The following is an 18,866-nucleotide window of genomic DNA, read 5'->3' as shown; positions in this document are numbered from 1 at the left end:
AACGCCGAGCCTCACCCTGCGAAGGCGGCGGGTACGTCCGCCGCTCCAGTCATAAGCCATTGGCAGCTTTACCTTTCTTTTTATTATTATGACTTATTGATTAGCTCCCTAGGCTTGCCCGTGCCTGACCTCAATTGCCAGAATCCATCGGCGAAAATTCACGATTTTCCTGTTCTCTCCCGATGTTGCAGCAAGTGCTTCGATTGATTCTTCCTGTCCCGCGACAGTGAGGCGGCTTCATGGGCGCAAGTCATGGAAAAGGCCCGGAAACGGGTGTTTCCGGGCCTTCTGTAGAAGCGTTTCTGGTGGCTGTTTCAACTCAGATAGGTCTGGAGATGGGGCAGAACCTCGAGCGTACCGTGATACAGCATGTTAAGGGCCACATAGATGATGACCATTAGGCCGAGATAGGAAATCCAGCGATAGCGGTGCAGCAGCTTGGCGACGAAGTTGGCGGCAAGGCCCATGAGCGCAATTGAAACGACGAGGCCGATGATAAGCACCGTCACATGTTCCTGCGCAGCGCCGGCGACGGCAAGGACGTTGTCCAGCGACATGGAAACATCGGCGATGACGATCTGGGTCGCGGCCTGGAAAAAAGTCTTATGACCCTTGGTCAGGTCGGCCTCTTCGTCTGTCACCTCGTCTTCGATGGAACCTGCGGCCTCACGCAGTTCGACCCACATCTTCCAGCACACCCAGGCAAGCAGCAGGCCGCCGAACAATTGCAGGCCGACAATGGCGAGAAGCTGCACGGTGACGGCGGCAAAACCGATGCGAAGAACCGTGGCGGCGATGATGCCGACCAGGATCGCCTTGCGGCGAAGGTGAGCGGGCAGACCGGCTGCGGCAAGGCCGATGACGATGGCGTTGTCGCCCGCCAGCACGAGGTCGATTGCGATAACCTGTAGGAATGCCGTGAAGCCGGCGGCTGTGAAGATTTCCATGGGATGGTCCTGAGGCGGTGCAGAGGTCGCGAAGGAGGCGACGGATCGAGTTATGGCGTGGATGGCGCGCCCGCGACGGATTCCAGTCGCCCGTCTCTCCCCGGCGATGACATGTCCTTAAGCCATCATGCCGGTGCAGGTAAAGAAGTTGTGATGGAAATATCTTATTTAGTGATCGACTATTCCGTAGAAGGGAGCCGCCGGGCCGGCACTGGACTTCGTCCTCGCGACGGTTTGAATGTCGCAGATCAGATACCATATACGGGCCTCAAGGCACGCTTTGGGCGCGCGCGAAGACGCTTTCACAATTAAGTCTTGCGCATTCGCTTACAAAGCCTTAAACGGCGACACCAAACCGGTGCGCCGGGGAAACTACTTCACGTTCACAGGAAGCAATTCACATGGCAAAGAGCAAGTTTGAGCGGACGAAGCCGCACGTCAACATTGGCACGATCGGTCACGTTGACCATGGCAAGACGTCGCTGACGGCGGCAATCACGAAGTTCTTCGGCGAGTTCAAGGCGTATGACCAGATCGACGCCGCTCCGGAAGAAAAGGCGCGTGGTATCACGATTTCGACGGCGCACGTTGAGTATGAGACGCCGAACCGTCACTACGCTCACGTTGACTGCCCCGGCCACGCCGACTACGTGAAGAACATGATCACGGGTGCAGCGCAGATGGACGGCGCGATCCTGGTTTGCTCGGCTGCCGACGGCCCGATGCCGCAGACCCGCGAGCACATCCTGCTTGCCCGTCAGGTTGGCGTTCCTGCGATCGTCGTGTTCCTGAACAAGGTCGACCAGGTTGACGACGCCGAGCTTCTGGAGCTCGTCGAGCTTGAAGTTCGTGAACTTCTGTCGTCCTACGACTTCCCGGGCGACGATATCCCGATCATCAAGGGTTCGGCGCTTGCTGCTCTTGAAGACAGCGACAAGAAGATCGGTGAAGACGCGATCCGCGAGCTGATGGCAGCGGTTGACGCCTACATCCCGACGCCTGAGCGTCCGATCGACCAGCCGTTCCTGATGCCGATCGAAGACGTGTTCTCGATCTCGGGTCGTGGTACGGTTGTGACGGGTCGCGTTGAGCGCGGTATCGTCAAGGTTGGTGAAGAAGTGGAAATCGTCGGCATCCGTCCGACGTCGAAGACGACGGTTACCGGCGTTGAAATGTTCCGCAAGCTGCTCGACCAGGGTCAGGCCGGCGACAACATCGGCGCACTGGTTCGCGGTGTTAACCGTGACGGCGTCGAGCGTGGCCAGATCCTGTGCAAGCCGGGTTCGGTCAAGCCGCACAAGAAGTTCAAGGCCGAAGCCTACATCCTGACGAAGGAAGAAGGCGGCCGTCATACGCCGTTCTTCACGAACTACCGTCCGCAGTTCTACTTCCGCACGACGGACGTGACGGGCATCGTTACGCTTCCTGAAGGCACGGAAATGGTTATGCCTGGCGACAACGTCACCGTTGACGTCGAGCTGATCGTTCCGATCGCGATGGAAGAAAAGCTGCGCTTCGCTATCCGCGAAGGCGGTCGTACCGTCGGCGCCGGCATCGTGGCCTCGATCGTCGAGTAATTTCGACCTTTGAAATTCTGACTGGCGGCGGTGTGAACAACACCGCCGCCGGACTTTTGGTAAAAAGCCTGGCGGCGTTGCATTTTTAGTGCTTGAAAAATTCGGTGAAAGCGCGTAAACGCGCACTCACAATCACCGCTGGATTCGTAAGCGATTGCGAAACGCGGTTTTTTTAGCAATACAGACTACCGAAATGATTGGGGTGTGACGCGCATCCCTCTCGATTTTTGAAAATCTGCGGCGCCACGATCAATAGAAGTTCATGTGTTTCCGCGTGCGGAAACGAATAACAAAGAACAAGGACAAGACGAATGAACGGCCAGAATATCCGTATCCGCCTCAAGGCGTTCGATCACCGGATCCTCGATGCCTCTACCCGTGAAATCGTGTCGACCGCAAAGCGCACCGGCGCCAGCGTTCGCGGCCCGGTTCCGCTCCCCACCCGCATCGAAAAGTTTACCGTCAACCGCTCTCCTCACGTTGACAAGAAGAGCCGTGAACAGTTCGAAATGCGGACGCACAAGCGTCTTCTCGATATTGTTGATCCCACCCCGCAGACTGTCGATGCTCTGATGAAGCTCGACCTCGCTGCTGGCGTTGATGTGGAAATCAAGCTCTAAGACCCGGCCCGAACCGTCCAAGGTGAGGGCTGAAATAACAAGGCCGGACCTCACTCTTGGGTGAGGGCCAATAACAAGGAAGGTACGTGGAGCAATCCAACGACTTCCAAACCGGAGACCGGAAACATCGTGAGATGTCGAAGGGCACTCCTTAACAAAGGCCAGAGAGGGTTTTCCCTTCAAGGCTCGCAAGAGGATGAACCAATGCGTTCAGGTGTGATTGCACAGAAAGTGGGTATGACACGCGTCTATAACGACGCAGGTGAACATATCCCTGTAACAGTATTGCGACTGGATAACGTACAAGTCGTTGCCCAGCGCACGGAAGACAAGAATGGCTACACCGCAGTTCAGCTCGGTGCCGGCCAGTCCAAGGTCAAGAACACGACGAAGGCTCTTCGCGGTCACTTTGCCGCTGCCAATGTCGAACCGAAAGCCAAGCTCGTCGAGTTCCGGGTTTCCCCCGAGAACCTGATCGACATCGGTGCAACACTGACCGCAAATCATTTTCAGTCCGGCCAGCTGGTCGACGTCACTGGAACCACAATCGGTAAAGGTTTTGCCGGTGCTATGAAGCGTCACAACTTCGGTGGTGGCCGCGCTTCGCACGGTAACTCCGTATCGCACCGTGCACACGGTTCGACCGGTAACAACCAGGATCCGGGCCGCGTCTGGAAGGGCAAGCGCATGGCTGGTCACATGGGCCAGACACGCGTCACGACCCAGAACCTTGAAGTCGTTTCGACTGATGAAGACCGTGGCCTCATCCTGGTAAAGGGTGCAGTTCCCGGTTCCAAGGGCGCCTGGATCATCGTCCGCGATGCCGTCAAGTCGGCTGCGAAATAAGGGAGCCTTATCATGGAATTGAACGTCAAGACCCTCGAGGGAAAAGACGCCGGCAAGGTTTCTCTGTCGGATGAGATCTTCGGCCTCGACCCCCGCCAGGACATCCTGGCCCGCATGGTTCGCTGGCAGCTTGCAAAGAAGCAGCAGGGAACCCACAAATCCAAGAACCGGTCGGAAGTTTCCCGCACCGGCGCGAAGATGTACAAGCAGAAGGGTACGGGCCGCGCTCGTCACCATTCGGCTCGCGCACCGCAGTTCCGCGGCGGCGGCAAGGCCCATGGCCCGGTCGTTCGCAGCCACGCCCATGACCTTCCCAAGAAGGTTCGTGCGCTCGCCCTGCGTCACGCCCTGTCTGCAAAGCTGAAGGCTGAAGAACTGATCATCGTCGATCAGCTCGTCGCGTCCGAAGCAAAGACCAAGGCTCTGCTGGGCAGCTTCTCTTCGCTTGGCCTGACCAACGCTCTCGTAATCGGCGGCGCCGAACTTGATGGCAACTTCAAGCTCGCTGCTCAGAACATCCCGAATGTGGACGTTCTGCCGGTACAGGGCATCAATGTTTACGACATCCTGCGCCGTGGCAAGCTGGTGCTTTCCAAGGCTGCTGTAGAGGCTCTGGAGGAGCGGTTCAAATGACGGATCTTCGCCACTACGATGTGATCGTATCTCCTTCGATCACGGAAAAGTCGACGCTGGTATCCGAACAGAACCAGGTCGTATTCAACGTCGCCAAGGATGCTTCCAAGCCTGAAATCAAGGCTGCCGTGGAAGCTCTCTTCGGCGTCAAAGTCACGGCTGTGAACACGCTTATCCGCAAGGGTAAGACCCGTCGTTTCCGTGGGTTCGCCGGTAAGCTGAAGGACGTCAAGAAAGCCGTCGTTACGCTCGCCGAAGGTCAATCCATCGACGTGTCCACCGGACTCTAAAGGTTAGGCCCAAGCGGGCAAAGACCCAAAAGGGAACAAGAATATGGCATTGAAAAGTTTCAATCCGACCACGCCGAGCCAGCGTCAGCTGGTTATCGTGGACCGCGCTTCGCTCTACAAGGGCAAGCCGGTAAAGGCTCTCACCCAGGGCCTCAGCTCCAAGGGTGGCCGTAACAACCAGGGCCGGATCACCGTCCGTTTCCAGGGTGGCGGTCACAAGCGGACCTACCGTCTGGTTGACTTCAAGCGTCGCAAGTTTGACGTTGAAGGCACCGTTGAACGTTTGGAATACGACCCCAACCGCACCGCGTTCATCGCGCTGGTTACGTATACCGACGGCGAACAGGCTTACATTCTCGCGCCACAGCGTCTTGCTGCTGGTGACAAGGTGATCGCCTCCGACAAGGCAGTGGACGTGAAGCCCGGCAACACCATGCCGCTTCAGTACATTCCGGTCGGTTCGATCATCCACAACGTCGAGATGAAGCCGGGCAAGGGCGGTCAGATCGCTCGCTCCGCCGGTACGTATGTCCAGCTCGTCGGCCGCGATGCCGGTATGGCCATCCTGCGTCTCAACTCGGGCGAACAGCGCCTGGTGCACGGCTCCTGCCTCGCATCGATCGGTGCTGTTTCGAACGCGGACCACGGCAACATCAACGACGGCAAGGCCGGTCGTTCGCGTTGGCGCGGCAAGCGTCCGCACGTTCGCGGCGTCGTCATGAACCCGGTCGACCACCCGCACGGTGGTGGTGAAGGTCGCACGTCGGGTGGTCGCCACCCGGTTACTCCGTGGGGCAAGCCCACGAAGGGCAAGCGCACCCGTTCGAACAAGTCGACCGACAAGTTCATCATGCGCTCGCGCCATCAGCGTAAGAAGTAAGAGAGGTAGTCACTCATGGCTCGTTCAGTATGGAAAGGTCCGTTTGTTGACGGCTATCTTCTCACCAAGGCTGAGAAGGTGCGCGAGAGCGGACGTAATGAAGTAATCAAGATCTGGAGCCGTCGCTCCACGATCCTGCCGCAGTTCGTCGGTCTGACGTTTGGCGTCTACAACGGCAGCAAGCATGTGCCCGTCTCGGTCAACGAAGACATGGTCGGACACAAGTTCGGTGAATTCTCTCCGACCCGTACCTATTACGGTCACGGCGCGGACAAGAAGGCAAAGAGGAAGTAATCATGGCGAAGGCTAAGACCGAACGCCGGCTGAAGGACAACGAGGCTCAGGCCGTTGCCCGTACGCTCCGCGTCAGCCCCCAGAAACTGAACCTGGTTGCCGCTCTTATCCGTGGCAAGAAGGTTGATCGCGCTCTCGCCGAGCTCGAATTCTCCCGCAAGCGCATTGCAGGCACCGTCAAGAAGACGCTGGAATCTGCAATTGCCAATGCGGAAAACAACCACGACCTCGACGTCGACGCTCTCGTCGTCGCCGAGGCCTATGTTGGCAAGTCCATCACCATGAAGCGTTTCCACGCTCGTGGCCGTGGTCGTGCTTCCCGCATCGAAAAGCCGTTCTCTCACCTCACGATCGTTGTTCGTGAAGTCGAGGAAAAAGGGGAGGCCGCATAATGGGTCAGAAAATCAATCCGATCGGCTTCCGCCTCGGCATCAACCGTACCTGGGACAGCCGCTGGTACGCTGACACCGCAGAATACGGCAAGCTGCTGCATGAAGACCTCAAGATCCGGGCTTACCTGATCAAGGAACTCAAGCAGGCCGGTATCGCAAAGGTCGTCATCGAGCGTCCGCACAAGAAGTGCCGCGTCACGATCCACTCGGCTCGTCCGGGTCTGATCATCGGCAAGAAGGGTGCAGACATCGAGAAGCTTCGCAAGAAGCTTTCCGAGATGACCAACTCCGAAACGCACCTCAACATCGTTGAAGTGCGCAAGCCGGAAATCGACGCGACGCTGGTTGCCCAGTCGATCGCTCAGCAGCTCGAGCGCCGCGTGGCTTTCCGCCGTGCGATGAAGCGAGCTGTTCAGTCCGCAATGCGTCTTGGCGCCGAAGGCATCAAGATCACCTGCGGCGGCCGTCTCGGCGGTGCTGAAATCGCTCGTACCGAATGGTACCGCGAAGGTCGCGTTCCGCTGCACACGCTGCGTGCGGACATCGACTACGGCACAGCCGAAGCTGAAACCGCATTCGGCATTTGCGGCATCAAGGTCTGGATCTTCAAGGGCGAAATCCTTGAGCACGATCCGATGGCTTCTGAGCGTCGCGGTCTCGAAGGCGACGCACAGGGCCCTGCAAGCCGTGAGCGTGGCGATCGTGGCGATCGTCGTCGCGAAAACGCTTGATTGACGCTGGCGAAAGATAAGCTCGGAGAAGTAAGAAAATGTTGCAGCCAAAGCGTACTAAGTACCGTAAGCAGTTCAAGGGACGCATCAAGGGCGTCGCCAAGGGCGGCTTTGACCTGGCATTCGGTGAATTCGGCTTGAAGTCGCAGGAACCGAACCGCGTGAATGCACGCGAGATCGAAGCGGCCCGCCGCGCGATCACGCGTTACATGAAGCGCGCAGGTCGCGTGTGGATCCGCGTATTCCCCGACGTTCCGGTTACGGCAAAGCCGACCGAAGTTCGTATGGGTAAGGGCAAGGGTTCGGTCGATTACTGGGCATGCAAGGTCAAGCCCGGTCGTATGATGTTCGAGATCGACGGTGTTACCGAGGAGATCGCCCGTGAGGCGCTTCGTCTCGGCGCTGCCAAGCTCTCGGTCAAGACGCGCTTCGTACAGCGCATCGCAGAGTAAGGAGCAAGGCACATGAAAGCCGATGAAGTTCGCGGCCTCAGCGCCGACCAGCTCAAGGACAAGCTCGCCGATCTGAAGAAGGAGCAGTTCAACCTGCGCTTCCAGAAGGCGACTGGCCAGCTGGAGAAGTCCTCGCGCATCAACGAAGTCCGCAAGGACATCGCCCGCGTCAAAACCATTGCCCGCCAGAAGGCGGCAGAAGCCAAGGCCTAAGGAAGAATAATATGCCGAAACGCATTCTGCAGGGCGTCGTTGTGTCCGACAAGAACGAGAAGACTGTCGTGGTCCGGGTTGAGCGTCGATTCGCTCACCCGCTCATGCAAAAGACCGTTCGTCGTTCGAAGAAGTACAAGGCACACGACGAAAACAATCAGTATAAGGTCGGCGATGTCGTTTCCATCGAGGAATGCGCACCGATCTCCAAGGACAAGCGCTGGACGGTCGTTTCCGCCCAGGCTTAATTTCATCAGAATCGCGCCTTGTGTCTTGCACTTGGCGCGAATTCCTGTATGAAGCAGCGCAAGGACGCTCGTGACCCGGGCGTCTTTTGCTTTGATGCGCACGGAAGGTCCTTCGGGAAACCACCCTGTCACGATTTTTCCGCGCAAAAAAAGAGACATTCATAAGCTGGGGCAGGGGGCTCGCTCGGGAGAGTTTGCCCAACCGTTCCGGTAACAACAAGAAGGCGACCTGACATGATTCAGATGCAAACAAACCTCGACGTGGCGGATAATTCCGGCGCACGTCGTGTCATGTGCATCAAGGTGCTGGGCGGCTCGAAGCGCAAATATGCTTCTGTTGGCGACATTATTGTCGTTTCCATCAAGGAAGCTATTCCGCGCGGCCGCGTCAAGAAGGGCGACGTGATGAAGGCGGTTGTCGTGCGCACCGCCAAGGACATCCGCCGCGCTGACGGCAGCGTCATCCGTTTCGATAACAACGCAGCCGTTCTTATCGACAACAAGAAAGAGCCCATCGGCACCCGTATCTTCGGACCGGTTCCGCGCGAACTTCGCGCCAAGAACCACATGAAGATCATCTCGCTGGCTCCGGAAGTACTGTAAGGAGCGTATGCGATGCAGAAAATTCGTAAAGGCGACAAGGTTGTCGTATTGACCGGTAAGGACAAGGGCCGTACCGGCGAAGTAATCCAGGTAATGCCGAAAGAAGACCGTGCCGTTGTGCGTGGCGTGAACATGGTGAAGCGTCACCAGCGCCAGACCCAGGCTCAGGAAGCCGGCATCATCAACAAGGAAGCATCCTTGCACATCTCCAACATCGCCATCGTCGACAAGGATGGCAAGCCGACCCGCGTTGGCTTCTCTGTTGTGGATGGCAAGAAGGTCCGCGTGGCCAAGCGTTCGGGAGAAGTGATCGATGGCTGATAAGTACGAGCCGCGTCTCAAGACGGAATACGTTTCCCGTATCCGTGGCGCCATGCAGGAGAAGTTCTCCTACGCAAACGTCATGATGATCCCGAAGCTTGAAAAGATCGTGATCAACATGGGCGTTGGCGAAGCGACTGCCGATTCCAAGAAGCCCACGATCGCTGCCGGTGATCTGGCTGCGATTGCCGGCCAGAAGCCGGTCGTTACCCGCGCTCGCAACTCGATCGCAGGTTTCAAGGTTCGCGAAGGCATGCCGATCGGTGCGAAGGTTACCCTTCGTGGCGCCCGCATGTACGAATTCCTTGATCGTCTGGTCAACATCGCGCTGCCGCGCGTTCGCGACTTCCGGGGTCTGAACCCGAAGAGCTTTGACGGCCGTGGCAACTTCGCCATGGGCATCAAGGAACACATTGTGTTCCCTGAGATCAACTACGATAAGGTTGATCAGATGTGGGGCATGGACATCATCGTTTGCACGACGGCGACGTCGGACGACGAAGCTCGGGCTCTGCTGACAGAGTTCAACTTCCCGTTCCGTCACTAACCGTAACGACGAGCGTAGAAAAGGAACTCCGATATGGCGAAAACAAGCGCAGTTGAAAAGAACAAGCGCCGCCGCAAGTCGGTCGCCCAGCAGGCTGCCAAGCGCGCTGCTCTCAAGGCGATCGTGATGAACCAGTCCCTTCCGATCGAAGACCGGTTCAAGGCCACTCTGAAGCTCGCTTCGCTGCCGCGTGACGGCTCGAAGACGCGTATCCGCAACCGCTGCGAAGTAACGGGCCGTCCGCGCGCGTTCTATCGCAAGCTCAAGATGTCGCGTATCGCGCTTCGTGAGCTGGGCAATTCCGGCAAGGTGCCGGGCATTGTCAAGTCGAGCTGGTAAGGAGACGGGCACATGACCATGACTGATCCTTTGGGTGATATGCTCACCCGCATCCGCAATGGTGCTGCTCGCCGTAAGTCTTCGGTAAGCACGCCTGCTTCCAGCCTGCGCGCACGCGTTCTCGACGTGCTGCAGTCTGAAGGCTACATTCGCGGTTATTCCAAGGTCGATTTTGAAAACGGCAAGTCCGAGTTCACCATCGAACTGAAGTACTACGAAGGTGCGTCGGTGATCCGTGAGATCGGCCGCGTTTCCAAGCCGGGCCGCCGGGTTTATGTCTCGGTAAAGTCCATTCCGCAGGTCGCGAACGGCCTCGGCATCACCATCCTTTCGACCCCGAAGGGCGTGATGGCCGATCACCAGGCTCGCGAACAGAACGTTGGTGGCGAGGTTCTTTGCTCGGTCTTCTAAGACCCGAGCAGGATCTCCATAACGAACAGACAGGATTGAATAATGTCTCGTATCGGTAAAAAGCCCGTTCCGGTTCCAGCAGGTGTGACGGCCAATGTCGACGGCCAGAAGGTTACTGCTAAGGGCCCGAAGGGTGAACTGTTTTTCGTCGCTAACGACGACATTCAGCTGAAGCTCGAAGATAACGGCGTTTCCGTAACGCCGGCTAACGGCACCAAGGAAGCTCGTTCGAAGTGGGGCATGTCCCGCACGATGATCGAGAACATCTTCAAGGGTGTTAAGGACGGCTATGAGCGCAAGCTCGAAATCAACGGCGTTGGTTACCGTGCCGCCATGCAGGGCAAGAACCTGCAGCTGGCTCTCGGCTTTTCCCATGACGTTGTTTACGAGCCTCCGGTCGGCATCACCATTGCCGTTCCGAAGCCGACGGAAATCATCGTTTCCGGCATCAACAAGCAGCAGGTTGGCCAGGTAGCCGCGGAAATCCGTGAATACCGCGGTCCCGAGCCCTACAAGGGCAAGGGCGTGAAGTACGCTGAAGAGCGTATTGTCCGCAAAGAAGGCAAGAAGAAGTAAGGATCACGCGAAATGGCTAGCAGGAAAGAAGCACTTGCACGTCGCGCGAGCCGTGTGCGCCGCCAGATCAAGGCGGTTGCCAACGGCCGTCCGCGCCTGTCGGTTCATCGCTCGTCGAAGAACATCTATGCCCAGATCATCGATGACGTTGCTGGCAAGACGCTTGCGTCTGCCTCCACGCTCGAAGCCGATCTGCGCGGTTCGCTCAAGACCGGCGCCGACGTTGCAGCAGCGGCTGTTGTCGGCAAGCTGGTTGCCGAGCGTGGCGTCAAGGCCGGCGTCAAGGATGTCGTATTCGACCGCGGCGCGTTCATCTATCATGGCCGCATCAAGGCCGTGGCTGAAGCTGCCCGCGAAGGCGGTCTGAACTTCTAAGTTTTTTCCGCCCGGGCATCGATCCGGGCGGAATTTCACCGGACCATGCGGATCTCGTTCTCGAGGCCGCTGGTCTTTTCGTTTGCCGTTCCACCCGTAAAAGAAAAAGGACAAGGACAATGGCACAGGAAAAAAGAGGTTCTCGCGACGACCGCCAGAACCGTGAAGAGCGCGATAGCGAATTCGTCGACAAGCTGGTCGCGATCAACCGCGTTGCAAAGGTTGTTAAGGGTGGCCGTCGCTTCGGCTTCGCCGCTCTCGTCGTCGTTGGCGACCAGAAGGGCCGCGTTGGCTTCGGTCACGGCAAGGCTCGTGAAGTTCCGGAAGCGATCCGCAAGGCAACTGAAAGCGCAAAGCGCGATCTGATCTTCGTTCCGCTGCGGGATGGCCGCACGCTGCATCACGACGTCAATGGCCGTCACGGCGCAGGCAAGGTTCTGCTGCGTTCGGCCAAGGCCGGTACCGGTATCATCGCCGGTGGTCCGATGCGCGCCGTTTTCGAAACGCTCGGCGTTCATGACGTTGTTGCAAAGTCGACCGGTTCGTCGAACCCGTACAACATGGTTCGCGCTACGTTCGACGCTCTGAAGCATCAGGTTCATCCGAAGGACATCGCTGCACAGCGCGGTCTGAAGTATGCGACCCTTCAGGCTCGCCGTGCCGCTTCCGGCAACGCTTCTGAAGAATAAGGAGCTGGATCATGGCCAAGAAGACTACTGAAGCCAAGAAGACTGTTACGGTCGAACAGATCGGCAGCCCTATTCGCCGCCCGGCAATCCAGCGTCAGACGCTGGTCGGTCTGGGTCTCAACAAGATGCATCGTCAGCGCACCCTGGAAGACACTCCTGCGGTTCGCGGCATGATCCGTGCGGTCCAGCATCTCGTTCGCGTCGTTGACGAGAAGTGAGACGGAGTAACCTATCATGAAACTCAATGAAATCAGAGACAACGAAGGCGCCTCCAAGGATCGTATCCGCGTAGGTCGCGGTATCGGTTCCGGCAAGGGCAAGACCGGTGGTCGCGGTGTGAAGGGTCAGAAGGCCCGTTCGGGCGTCGCGATCAACGGCTTCGAAGGCGGTCAGATGCCCATCTACCGTCGTCTGCCGAAGCGCGGTTTCAACAACATCTTCGGTTCCGAATATGCTGTTGTGTCGCTCGGCCGCATTCAGACCGCCATCGACGCCAAGAAGCTTGACGCTTCCGCAACGATCGATGCCGCTGCTCTCAAGGCTGCCGGCGTTATCCGCCGCGCCAAGGACGGCGTACGCATTCTCGCCGACGGCGAGCTGAAGGCAAAGGTCGCTTTCGAAGTTGCCGGCGCTTCCAAGCCTGCGATCGAAAAGATCGAAAAGGCTGGCGGCTCGATCAAGCTTCTAGCTGTTGCAGCGGAAGCCGCCGAGTAATATATAAACTTCAGACGCCCGGTGCGCATGTCGCTCCGGGCGTTTGCGCTCCCTGGCCACTGTTGCTTTCGATCTAAATCGATTTATAGAGCATCAGGGCAATCTCTTCGCGGTGTGCTTTCTTGGCCCCGCTTGCGGCAGAAAGTGCCGCAGGGAGAGCCTCACAGTTCTTGAACTTCCGTAGGGGAGGGGATAGGACATAAAAAACAGGGTGAGGCATGATGGCGGCCAAGAGCTGCATTCGTCCGAAGCCCGGTTTTGACCAGTATCTTTTAGACCTTTCCGCATTGGCCGGTGTTGCTGGCTGGCAAGGGTCATTCGGAGAAATTTATGGCTTCAGCAGCGGAACAACTGGCTTCGAACCTGAATTTTTCGACCTTCGCTAAGGCGGAGGATCTGAAAAAGCGTCTCTGGTTTACTCTTGCCGCACTTCTCGTCTACCGTCTCGGCACCCATATTCCGCTTCCGGGCCTGAACCCCGAAGCCTATGCGCAGGCCTTCCGTGGCCAGGCCAACGGTATTCTTGGTCTTTTCAACATGTTTGCGGGTGGCGCTGTCGAGCGCATGGCGATTTTCGCCCTCGGCATCATGCCTTACATCTCCGCTTCGATCATCGTGCAGCTCATGACCTCGGTCGTGCCCTCGCTCGAAGCGTTGAAGAAGGAAGGCGAAGCCGGCCGCAAGATCATCAACCAGTACACACGCTACGGTACGGTGCTGCTCGGCACGCTGCAGGCCTATGGTATTGCGGTCGGGCTTGAAAGCGGCAACGGTCTCGTGGTGGATCCGGGCATGTTCTTCCGCATCTCCACCGTCATCACGCTGCTCGGTGGTACGATGTTCCTCATGTGGCTCGGCGAACAGATCACCTCGCGCGGTATCGGTAACGGTATTTCGCTGATCATCTTCGCGGGCATTGCCGCGGGCCTGCCCAAGGCGCTGGCCGGCACGCTGGAACTTGGCCGCACCGGCGCGCTGTCGACCCCTCTCATTCTGATGGTCGTCATCATCGCTATCGGCGTCATCGCGCTTATCGTCTTCGTGGAGCGCGCGCAGCGCCGCCTGTTGATCCAATATCCGAAGCGCCAGGTCGGCAACCGGATGTTCCAGGGCGATACCTCGCATTTGCCGCTGAAGCTCAACACCGCCGGCGTCATTCCCGCGATCTTCGCATCGTCGCTGCTGCTTTTGCCGGCAACGGCTGCGGGTTTTGCCGGAAACACCAACCTGCCGGGCTGGGCGACGTCGATCATTGCGTCGCTGCAGCACGGACAGCCGTTGTTCATGGCGCTCTACGGCCTGCTGATCGCGTTCTTCGCGTTTTTCTATACGGCGATCGTCTTCAATCCGAAGGACACCGCAGATAACCTCAAGAAGCATGGCGGCTTCATTCCGGGCATCCGTCCGGGCGAGCGCACCGCGGAGTACATTGATTACGTCCTGACCCGCATCACGGTGGTCGGCGCGATTTATCTGGTCTTCGTGTGTATCCTTCCTGAGACACTTATCGCACGGACGGGCATTCCATTAGCCCTTGGTGGTACTTCGCTTTTGATCGTTGTCAGTGTGACTCTGGATACGGTTGCGCAGATTCAGGGTCACCTGATCGCCCAGCAGTATGAAGGCCTGATCAAGAAGTCGAAGTTGCGTGGAGGAAAGAGGGGACGATGAGACTGATATTTTTGGGTCCGCCGGGTGCGGGCAAGGGAACCCAGGCCAAGCGGCTGACGGACAAGTACGGGATCCCGCAGCTTTCCACCGGTGACATGCTGCGCGCTGCGGTCAGCGCGGGCACCGAAATCGGCAAGCGCGCCAAGGCCGTCATGGATGCCGGCGGGCTGGTATCCGACGATATCGTCAATCAGATCGTTTCCGAGCGCATCGAAGCACCGGACTGTGCCAAGGGTTTCATTCTCGACGGTTATCCGCGCACCGTTCCGCAGGCCAAGGCTCTTGCCGACAACATGCGCAAGAAGAACCTGGTTCTCGACGCCGTCATCGAACTCAAGGTGGACGAAGAGGCGTTGATTCGCCGAATCGAAAACCGCGTCGCTGAGACCATCGCGGCTGGCGGCACTGTCCGTTCGGATGACAATCCGGAAGCTTTCCGCAAGCGTCTTACGGAATATCGCGAGAAGACCGCGCCGCTGTCTGCCTATTACAGCGAACAGGGCGAGCTTGTGGCGCTGGATGGCATGGCTGATGTCGATGCCGTCACTGAGGCCATCGAGCGCGTTCTCGAGAAAGCCTCTGCCTGATCGAGAGAATGAATGGGTGAGGGCCGTTACGTTCTTGCCCATCTTCCATTTCCGAAAGGCGGCTGATCCTCTGGATCGTAAAAGAATCTTGGCGGAGCCGGTTGCTTTTTTGCGCTGATTCCGTTAAACACCGCGCCAACTCGCGACATCCCAAGCGACTGGCGCGGATTTCCCTTAGGGAAGGGAGATCCGGGTTCAGTCGTTTTGACTTGTCACGGACACCAATTTGAACTGGCGGTCTTTCGGCCGCTCAAATGGAATCACCACTTGCCGGATGGCAACTGGAACCAAGGAGAAGAGACGTGGCACGTATCGCTGGCGTCAACATCCCGACTGCGAAGCGCGTTGTTATTGCGCTGACCTACATTCACGGGATCGGTCCGAAATTCGCGCAGGAAATCATGGACAAGGTCGGTCTTCCGGCTGAGAAGCGCGTTCATCAGCTGACGGATGCTGAAGTTCTTCAGATCCGTGAAGCCATCGACCGCGACTACCAGGTCGAAGGCGACCTGCGTCGTGAGACCTCGATGAACATCAAGCGTCTGATGGACCTCGGTTGCTACCGCGGCCTGCGTCACCGTCGTGGCCTTCCGGTCCGCGGTCAGCGCACGCACACGAACGCCCGCACCCGCAAGGGTCCGGCGAAGGCTATCGCTGGTAAGAAGAAGTAATTTTCCGGTTCTCCGGAAAGGGGAGGCTGGTGCAGTCCGCGCCAGCCTTTCTGAGTTTGGCGTAAGGCTCCAGAAGGGCTGATCGCCGGTGTAGCCGCTGGTGTTACGGCGGTGAAGAGATCAATGAAAGGTATAAAATGGCCAAGGAAGCCGCACGCGTCCGTCGTCGCGAACGCAAAAATATCACGTCTGGCGTCGCGCACGTCAACTCGACCTTCAACAACACGATGATCACCATCACCGACGCACAGGGCAATGCTATTGCCTGGTCGTCCGCTGGTGCCAAGGGCTTCAAGGGTTCGCGCAAGTCGACCCCGTTCGCTGCCCAGATCGCTGCTGAAGATTGCGCGAAGAAGGCTCAGGAACACGGCATGAAGTCGCTTGAAGTTGAAGTTTGCGGTCCGGGTTCCGGCCGTGAATCGGCACTTCGCGCTCTGCAGGCTGCCGGTTTCATGATCACCTCCATTCGCGACGTGACGCCGATCCCGCACAACGGTTGCCGTCCGCGCAAGAAGCGCCGCGTCTGACGCGACCGTGGTTCGGAAATTCCGCCTTTCCTCAGGTCTGGCGGAATTTTCGTGTATCTGGCGTGTGCGCGTCGATTTCGATCGACGGACTTGCGCTCAAGAACCCACCGATGAACCCCTGAATTTGGTTCCTCTCGGTGTTTTCATGCTCGGTCCGTCACGATTGGATGGTGGCGGCGAACGGAAGGTTTAAAGATGATTCAGAAGAACTGGCAGGAACTTATCAAGCCGAACAAGGTCGAGTTCACCTCGTCCAGCCGCACCAAGGCAACGCTGGTTGCCGAGCCGCTGGAGCGTGGTTTCGGTCTTACCCTCGGCAACGCGCTGCGTCGCGTTCTGTTGTCTTCTCTGCGTGGCGCCGCTGTAACGGCCGTGCAGATCGACGGTGTCCTGCACGAATTCTCCTCCATCCCCGGTGTTCGGGAAGATGTGACGGATATCGTGCTCAACATCAAGGAAATCGCCATCAAGATGGACGGCGATGATTCCAAGCGCATGGTCGTGCGCAAGCAGGGTCCGGGTGCCGTAACCGCTGGTGACATCCAGACGGTTGGCGACATCGAAATCCTGAACCCCGAGCACGTGATCTGCACGCTGGACGATGGCGCTGAAATCCGCATGGAATTCACCGTCAACAACGGCAAGGGTTACGTACCGGCTGAGCGCAACCGCGCGGAAGATGCCCCTATCGGCCTCATTCCGGTGGACAGCCTCTATTCTCCGGTCAAGAAAGTGTCCTACAAGGTGGAAAACACCCGTGAAGGCCAGGTTCTCGACTACGACAAGCTGATCATGACGATCGAGACCAACGGTTCGGTTTCCGGCGAAGACGCCGTTGCCTTCGCCGCTCGCATTCTTCAGGACCAGCTGGGCGTCTTCGTCAACTTCGACGAGCCGCAGAAGGAAGCAGAAGAAGAATCGGTTACCGAACTTGCGTTCAACCCGGCGCTTCTCAAGAAGGTCGACGAGCTCGAACTGTCCGTTCGTTCGGCAAATTGCCTGAAGAACGACAACATCGTTTATATCGGCGACCTGATCCAGAAGACCGAGGCCGAAATGCTTCGCACGCCGAACTTCGGTCGCAAGTCGCTTAACGAAATCAAGGAAGTTCTCGCTTCCATGGGTCTGCACCTCGGTATGGAAGTGCCGGCATGGCCGCCTGAGAACATCGAAGATCTCGCAAAGCGTTACGAAGACCAGTACTAACAAGCAAGAAGGCAGACCTCAAAGACTGCCTTTCCCCGTCAAACAGCAGATAAGTCATCTGCATGTGCCAGGAAACGGCAGGCCTTAGAGAAGGAACCTGCGTAGAAGGAGAATAGCAATGCGCCACGGTAATTCAGGCCGCAAGCTCAATAGAACCGCCAGCCACCGCAAGGCAATGTTTGCCAATATGGCTGCTTCGCTCATCACCCATGAGCAGATCGTCACCACGCTTCCGAAGGCGAAGGAAATTCGCCCGATCGTTGAGAAGCTCGTCACTCTCGGCAAGCGCGGCGACCTGCACGCTCGTCGTCAGGCGATCTCGCAGATCAAGGATCAGGACGCTGTTCGCAAGCTGTTCGACGCGATCGCAGCTCGCTACGCAAACCGCAATGGCGGCTACCTGCGTATCATGAAAGCCGGCTTCCGCCAGGGCGACAATGCCGCTCTCGCCGTCATCGAATTCGTCGAGCGCGACGTTGACGCCAAGGGCGCAGCCGACAAGGCTCGCGTTGCTGCAGAAGCTGCTGCTGCCGAAGCTGCATAATATCTGACGCCTTTCCGGCGTCGCGAGTTAAAATGCCGGGCGAGAGATTGCCCGGCTTTTTTTTGTTTTGCGGTTTTTTGCATTGAGGGCGGTGCGTGCGGCTGACCCCCCTCTGCCCTGCCGGGCATCTCCCCCTCAAGGGGGGAGATCGAGACACCGCAAAGTCTCTAGTATCTCAACCGTCACGGATGAAGTGGCGGTAGAGCGTCTTGCGGATCTCCCCCCTTGAGGGGGAGATGCCCGGCAGGGCAGAGGGGGGCAGGCCCCACGCAACTCCATTCGCCATGAGCCCCCTTAAATTTTGGACTATTGATGCACGGGCCTGCCAGCGGCCTTCCTGCTGCGTTTCCGAGCCATGATCGTCGGCCGCACCAGCCGATACCCCAACAGCACCACCATCGTCGTGATATAAAACACCGGCTCCAGCGTGATCGATTTTCGCGCCAGCACGAAATGCAGCACGCCGACGATGAGGACGAGATAGACCAGCTTGTGCAGCGTGTTCCAGCGGCTGCCGAGTTTGCGGATCGACCAGCGGTTGGAGGTGAGCGCCAGAGGAATGAGCATGAGAAGGCCGGCCATGCCGAGCATGATATAGGGGCGTTTCAGGATATCGCCTGCGATGGAGCTGAGGATCAAGCCGCGATCCAGCACCAGATAGACGGTGAAATGGGCGAGCACATAATAAAAGGCGATCAGCCCCAGAGCGCGACGATAGGCGATGAGGTTGATGTTGAAGAGATCGCGCATCGGCGTCACCAGTAGGCCGATACACAGGAAGCGCAGCGCCCAGATGCCGAGCAGGTGCTCGAATTCCTTGACCGGATTAAAGCCGAGGCCGCCGGTTGCGGCGAGATAGAAATACCAGACACCGGGAGAAAGGCCGGCGATATACAGCGCCCAGATGGCTGCCGGTTGGTAACGCTTCGGCAGCGAGGGAAGAGGCAGCGCTAAGGCCATGG

Annotated in this window: 31 protein-coding genes; 29 read left to right on the top strand and 2 right to left on the bottom strand. The window is 58.1% G+C overall.

Translation table 11 applies throughout. From position 1 onward, the window contains the following. Positions 1 to 314: 314 nt before the first annotated feature. Positions 315 to 947, bottom strand: a complete 633-nt coding sequence (locus PL599_RS03595; RefSeq protein WP_077981759.1) for a TerC family protein — start codon at positions 945 to 947, stop codon at positions 315 to 317. Between the two features lie 401 nt (positions 948 to 1,348). Between PL599_RS03595 and tuf the strand changes: the two genes are divergently transcribed. From tuf to rplQ, 29 genes are all read left to right on the top strand, one after another. After that, positions 1,349 to 2,524, top strand: coding sequence for an elongation factor Tu (tuf, locus tag PL599_RS03590; RefSeq protein WP_065113659.1), 1,176 nt, complete (start codon positions 1,349 to 1,351; stop codon positions 2,522 to 2,524). 311 nt (positions 2,525 to 2,835) lie between these two features. After that, the gene (gene rpsJ / locus PL599_RS03585) at positions 2,836 to 3,144 is read left to right on the top strand and encodes a 30S ribosomal protein S10 (RefSeq protein ID WP_003507767.1); all 309 of its coding nucleotides are present in this window, start codon (positions 2,836 to 2,838) and stop codon (positions 3,142 to 3,144) included. A gap of 204 nt (positions 3,145 to 3,348) precedes the next feature. Next, complete coding sequence (gene rplC, locus PL599_RS03580; protein WP_174008783.1) at positions 3,349 to 3,990, top strand: 50S ribosomal protein L3; 642 nt, start codon at positions 3,349 to 3,351, stop codon at positions 3,988 to 3,990. Positions 3,991 to 4,002: 12 nt separating this feature from the next. Beyond that, a complete protein-coding gene (gene rplD, locus PL599_RS03575; RefSeq protein WP_271358801.1) occupies positions 4,003 to 4,623 on the top strand; it encodes a 50S ribosomal protein L4 in 621 nt (206 codons plus the stop codon). Further along, positions 4,620 to 4,913: a 50S ribosomal protein L23 gene (locus PL599_RS03570; RefSeq protein WP_063948592.1), complete on the top strand. Its 294-nt coding sequence runs from the start codon at positions 4,620 to 4,622 to the stop codon at positions 4,911 to 4,913. Before rplD ends, PL599_RS03570 begins: the two co-directional genes overlap by 4 nt. Positions 4,914 to 4,956: 43 nt before the next feature. Beyond that, positions 4,957 to 5,793 (top strand): 50S ribosomal protein L2, encoded by an 837-nt coding sequence (rplB, locus tag PL599_RS03565; protein WP_077983838.1) that lies wholly within the window; start codon positions 4,957 to 4,959, stop codon positions 5,791 to 5,793. 15 nt (positions 5,794 to 5,808) lie between these two features. After that, entirely contained in the window at positions 5,809 to 6,087 is a 279-nt protein-coding gene (rpsS, locus tag PL599_RS03560) for a 30S ribosomal protein S19 (protein WP_003507772.1), read from the top strand. Between the two features lie 2 nt (positions 6,088 to 6,089). After that, entirely contained in the window at positions 6,090 to 6,479 is a 390-nt protein-coding gene (gene rplV / locus PL599_RS03555; protein ID WP_065113658.1) for a 50S ribosomal protein L22, read from the top strand. Next, positions 6,479 to 7,210 carry a 30S ribosomal protein S3 gene (rpsC, locus tag PL599_RS03550; protein WP_004442600.1) on the top strand — a complete coding sequence of 244 codons (732 nt, stop codon included), beginning with the start codon at positions 6,479 to 6,481 and terminating at the stop codon, positions 7,208 to 7,210. Before rplV ends, rpsC begins: the two co-directional genes overlap by 1 nt. Positions 7,211 to 7,248: 38 nt before the next feature. After that, the gene (gene rplP / locus PL599_RS03545) at positions 7,249 to 7,662 is read left to right on the top strand and encodes a 50S ribosomal protein L16 (protein ID WP_003507774.1); all 414 of its coding nucleotides are present in this window, start codon (positions 7,249 to 7,251) and stop codon (positions 7,660 to 7,662) included. Between the two features lie 12 nt (positions 7,663 to 7,674). Continuing rightward, positions 7,675 to 7,875: a 50S ribosomal protein L29 gene (gene rpmC, locus PL599_RS03540; RefSeq protein ID WP_003495193.1), complete on the top strand. Its 201-nt coding sequence runs from the start codon at positions 7,675 to 7,677 to the stop codon at positions 7,873 to 7,875. A gap of 11 nt (positions 7,876 to 7,886) precedes the next feature. Next, entirely contained in the window at positions 7,887 to 8,123 is a 237-nt protein-coding gene (gene rpsQ, locus PL599_RS03535; protein ID WP_077983837.1) for a 30S ribosomal protein S17, read from the top strand. 234 nt (positions 8,124 to 8,357) lie between these two features. Further along, a complete protein-coding gene (gene rplN / locus PL599_RS03530; RefSeq protein ID WP_003495199.1) occupies positions 8,358 to 8,726 on the top strand; it encodes a 50S ribosomal protein L14 in 369 nt (122 codons plus the stop codon). Between the two features lie 12 nt (positions 8,727 to 8,738). Further along, positions 8,739 to 9,047, top strand: a complete 309-nt coding sequence (gene rplX, locus PL599_RS03525) for a 50S ribosomal protein L24 (protein WP_003495200.1) — start codon at positions 8,739 to 8,741, stop codon at positions 9,045 to 9,047. Continuing rightward, positions 9,040 to 9,594 (top strand): 50S ribosomal protein L5, encoded by a 555-nt coding sequence (gene rplE / locus PL599_RS03520; protein WP_003495201.1) that lies wholly within the window; start codon positions 9,040 to 9,042, stop codon positions 9,592 to 9,594. The genes rplX and rplE overlap by 8 nt, the downstream gene beginning before the upstream one ends. Before the next feature lie 33 nt (positions 9,595 to 9,627). After that, on the top strand, positions 9,628 to 9,933 hold the full coding sequence (gene rpsN, locus PL599_RS03515; protein WP_003507785.1) for a 30S ribosomal protein S14: 306 nt from the start codon (positions 9,628 to 9,630) through the stop codon (positions 9,931 to 9,933). Between the two features lie 12 nt (positions 9,934 to 9,945). Next, positions 9,946 to 10,344: a 30S ribosomal protein S8 gene (gene rpsH, locus PL599_RS03510; RefSeq protein ID WP_004442588.1), complete on the top strand. Its 399-nt coding sequence runs from the start codon at positions 9,946 to 9,948 to the stop codon at positions 10,342 to 10,344. Positions 10,345 to 10,386: 42 nt separating this feature from the next. Further along, positions 10,387 to 10,920 carry a 50S ribosomal protein L6 gene (gene rplF, locus PL599_RS03505; protein WP_003495204.1) on the top strand — a complete coding sequence of 178 codons (534 nt, stop codon included), beginning with the start codon at positions 10,387 to 10,389 and terminating at the stop codon, positions 10,918 to 10,920. Between the two features lie 12 nt (positions 10,921 to 10,932). Further along, a complete protein-coding gene (rplR, locus tag PL599_RS03500) occupies positions 10,933 to 11,295 on the top strand; it encodes a 50S ribosomal protein L18 (RefSeq protein WP_003516127.1) in 363 nt (120 codons plus the stop codon). Between the two features lie 119 nt (positions 11,296 to 11,414). After that, positions 11,415 to 11,984: a 30S ribosomal protein S5 gene (rpsE, locus tag PL599_RS03495; RefSeq protein WP_003495208.1), complete on the top strand. Its 570-nt coding sequence runs from the start codon at positions 11,415 to 11,417 to the stop codon at positions 11,982 to 11,984. An 11-nt stretch (positions 11,985 to 11,995) separates the two neighbouring features. Then, the gene (rpmD, locus tag PL599_RS03490; protein ID WP_003495212.1) at positions 11,996 to 12,202 is read left to right on the top strand and encodes a 50S ribosomal protein L30; all 207 of its coding nucleotides are present in this window, start codon (positions 11,996 to 11,998) and stop codon (positions 12,200 to 12,202) included. Positions 12,203 to 12,218: 16 nt separating this feature from the next. Then, on the top strand, positions 12,219 to 12,698 hold the full coding sequence (gene rplO, locus PL599_RS03485; protein WP_077983835.1) for a 50S ribosomal protein L15: 480 nt from the start codon (positions 12,219 to 12,221) through the stop codon (positions 12,696 to 12,698). 218 nt (positions 12,699 to 12,916) lie between these two features. After that, complete coding sequence (locus tag PL599_RS03480; protein ID WP_165691255.1) at positions 12,917 to 13,084, top strand: hypothetical protein; 168 nt, start codon at positions 12,917 to 12,919, stop codon at positions 13,082 to 13,084. Further along, a complete protein-coding gene (gene secY / locus PL599_RS03475; RefSeq protein ID WP_077983846.1) occupies positions 13,029 to 14,369 on the top strand; it encodes a preprotein translocase subunit SecY in 1,341 nt (446 codons plus the stop codon). The genes PL599_RS03480 and secY overlap by 56 nt, the downstream gene beginning before the upstream one ends. Continuing rightward, complete coding sequence (locus PL599_RS03470) at positions 14,366 to 14,956, top strand: adenylate kinase (RefSeq protein WP_077983834.1); 591 nt, start codon at positions 14,366 to 14,368, stop codon at positions 14,954 to 14,956. Before secY ends, PL599_RS03470 begins: the two co-directional genes overlap by 4 nt. Before the next feature lie 302 nt (positions 14,957 to 15,258). Further along, entirely contained in the window at positions 15,259 to 15,627 is a 369-nt protein-coding gene (rpsM, locus tag PL599_RS03465; RefSeq protein WP_035263425.1) for a 30S ribosomal protein S13, read from the top strand. A 137-nt stretch (positions 15,628 to 15,764) separates the two neighbouring features. After that, entirely contained in the window at positions 15,765 to 16,154 is a 390-nt protein-coding gene (gene rpsK / locus PL599_RS03460; RefSeq protein WP_003495225.1) for a 30S ribosomal protein S11, read from the top strand. Between the two features lie 195 nt (positions 16,155 to 16,349). Further along, complete coding sequence (locus tag PL599_RS03455; protein ID WP_269825043.1) at positions 16,350 to 17,360, top strand: DNA-directed RNA polymerase subunit alpha; 1,011 nt, start codon at positions 16,350 to 16,352, stop codon at positions 17,358 to 17,360. Positions 17,361 to 17,478: 118 nt separating this feature from the next. After that, on the top strand, positions 17,479 to 17,904 hold the full coding sequence (gene rplQ, locus PL599_RS03450; protein WP_003521014.1) for a 50S ribosomal protein L17: 426 nt from the start codon (positions 17,479 to 17,481) through the stop codon (positions 17,902 to 17,904). A gap of 306 nt (positions 17,905 to 18,210) precedes the next feature. On the opposite strand, the gene msrQ is transcribed toward rplQ, so the two are convergent. Further along, positions 18,211 to 18,864: a protein-methionine-sulfoxide reductase heme-binding subunit MsrQ gene (gene msrQ / locus PL599_RS03445; RefSeq protein ID WP_137410635.1), complete on the bottom strand. Its 654-nt coding sequence runs from the start codon at positions 18,862 to 18,864 to the stop codon at positions 18,211 to 18,213. Positions 18,865 to 18,866 lie beyond the last annotated feature (2 nt).

The sequence above is a fragment of the Agrobacterium sp. ST15.16.055 genome, from assembly GCF_027956555.1.
Classification (GTDB): domain Bacteria; phylum Pseudomonadota; class Alphaproteobacteria; order Rhizobiales; family Rhizobiaceae; genus Agrobacterium; species Agrobacterium salinitolerans.
This window is presented reverse-complemented; position numbering and strand designations above follow the sequence as displayed.

Bases quoted from the DNA above. Each gene is read 5' to 3' on its own strand.
- PL599_RS03595 (WP_077981759.1), bottom strand. From the start codon at position 947: ATGGAAATCTTCACAGCCGCCGGCTTCACGGCATTCCTACAGGTTATC.
- tuf (WP_065113659.1), top strand. From the start codon at position 1,349: ATGGCAAAGAGCAAGTTTGAGCGGACGAAGCCGCACGTCAACATTGGC.
- rpsJ (WP_003507767.1), top strand. From the start codon at position 2,836: ATGAACGGCCAGAATATCCGTATCCGCCTCAAGGCGTTCGATCACCGG.
- rplC (WP_174008783.1), top strand. From the start codon at position 3,349: ATGCGTTCAGGTGTGATTGCACAGAAAGTGGGTATGACACGCGTCTAT.
- rplD (WP_271358801.1), top strand. From the start codon at position 4,003: ATGGAATTGAACGTCAAGACCCTCGAGGGAAAAGACGCCGGCAAGGTT.
- PL599_RS03570 (WP_063948592.1), top strand. From the start codon at position 4,620: ATGACGGATCTTCGCCACTACGATGTGATCGTATCTCCTTCGATCACG.
- rplB (WP_077983838.1), top strand. From the start codon at position 4,957: ATGGCATTGAAAAGTTTCAATCCGACCACGCCGAGCCAGCGTCAGCTG.
- rpsS (WP_003507772.1), top strand. From the start codon at position 5,809: ATGGCTCGTTCAGTATGGAAAGGTCCGTTTGTTGACGGCTATCTTCTC.
- rplV (WP_065113658.1), top strand. From the start codon at position 6,090: ATGGCGAAGGCTAAGACCGAACGCCGGCTGAAGGACAACGAGGCTCAG.
- rpsC (WP_004442600.1), top strand. From the start codon at position 6,479: ATGGGTCAGAAAATCAATCCGATCGGCTTCCGCCTCGGCATCAACCGT.
- rplP (WP_003507774.1), top strand. From the start codon at position 7,249: ATGTTGCAGCCAAAGCGTACTAAGTACCGTAAGCAGTTCAAGGGACGC.
- rpmC (WP_003495193.1), top strand. From the start codon at position 7,675: ATGAAAGCCGATGAAGTTCGCGGCCTCAGCGCCGACCAGCTCAAGGAC.
- rpsQ (WP_077983837.1), top strand. From the start codon at position 7,887: ATGCCGAAACGCATTCTGCAGGGCGTCGTTGTGTCCGACAAGAACGAG.
- rplN (WP_003495199.1), top strand. From the start codon at position 8,358: ATGATTCAGATGCAAACAAACCTCGACGTGGCGGATAATTCCGGCGCA.
- rplX (WP_003495200.1), top strand. From the start codon at position 8,739: ATGCAGAAAATTCGTAAAGGCGACAAGGTTGTCGTATTGACCGGTAAG.
- rplE (WP_003495201.1), top strand. From the start codon at position 9,040: ATGGCTGATAAGTACGAGCCGCGTCTCAAGACGGAATACGTTTCCCGT.
- rpsN (WP_003507785.1), top strand. From the start codon at position 9,628: ATGGCGAAAACAAGCGCAGTTGAAAAGAACAAGCGCCGCCGCAAGTCG.
- rpsH (WP_004442588.1), top strand. From the start codon at position 9,946: ATGACCATGACTGATCCTTTGGGTGATATGCTCACCCGCATCCGCAAT.
- rplF (WP_003495204.1), top strand. From the start codon at position 10,387: ATGTCTCGTATCGGTAAAAAGCCCGTTCCGGTTCCAGCAGGTGTGACG.
- rplR (WP_003516127.1), top strand. From the start codon at position 10,933: ATGGCTAGCAGGAAAGAAGCACTTGCACGTCGCGCGAGCCGTGTGCGC.
- rpsE (WP_003495208.1), top strand. From the start codon at position 11,415: ATGGCACAGGAAAAAAGAGGTTCTCGCGACGACCGCCAGAACCGTGAA.
- rpmD (WP_003495212.1), top strand. From the start codon at position 11,996: ATGGCCAAGAAGACTACTGAAGCCAAGAAGACTGTTACGGTCGAACAG.
- rplO (WP_077983835.1), top strand. From the start codon at position 12,219: ATGAAACTCAATGAAATCAGAGACAACGAAGGCGCCTCCAAGGATCGT.
- PL599_RS03480 (WP_165691255.1), top strand. From the start codon at position 12,917: ATGATGGCGGCCAAGAGCTGCATTCGTCCGAAGCCCGGTTTTGACCAG.
- secY (WP_077983846.1), top strand. From the start codon at position 13,029: ATGGCTTCAGCAGCGGAACAACTGGCTTCGAACCTGAATTTTTCGACC.
- PL599_RS03470 (WP_077983834.1), top strand. From the start codon at position 14,366: ATGAGACTGATATTTTTGGGTCCGCCGGGTGCGGGCAAGGGAACCCAG.
- rpsK (WP_003495225.1), top strand. From the start codon at position 15,765: ATGGCCAAGGAAGCCGCACGCGTCCGTCGTCGCGAACGCAAAAATATC.
- PL599_RS03455 (WP_269825043.1), top strand. From the start codon at position 16,350: ATGATTCAGAAGAACTGGCAGGAACTTATCAAGCCGAACAAGGTCGAG.
- rplQ (WP_003521014.1), top strand. From the start codon at position 17,479: ATGCGCCACGGTAATTCAGGCCGCAAGCTCAATAGAACCGCCAGCCAC.
- msrQ (WP_137410635.1), bottom strand. From the start codon at position 18,864: ATGGCCTTAGCGCTGCCTCTTCCCTCGCTGCCGAAGCGTTACCAACCG.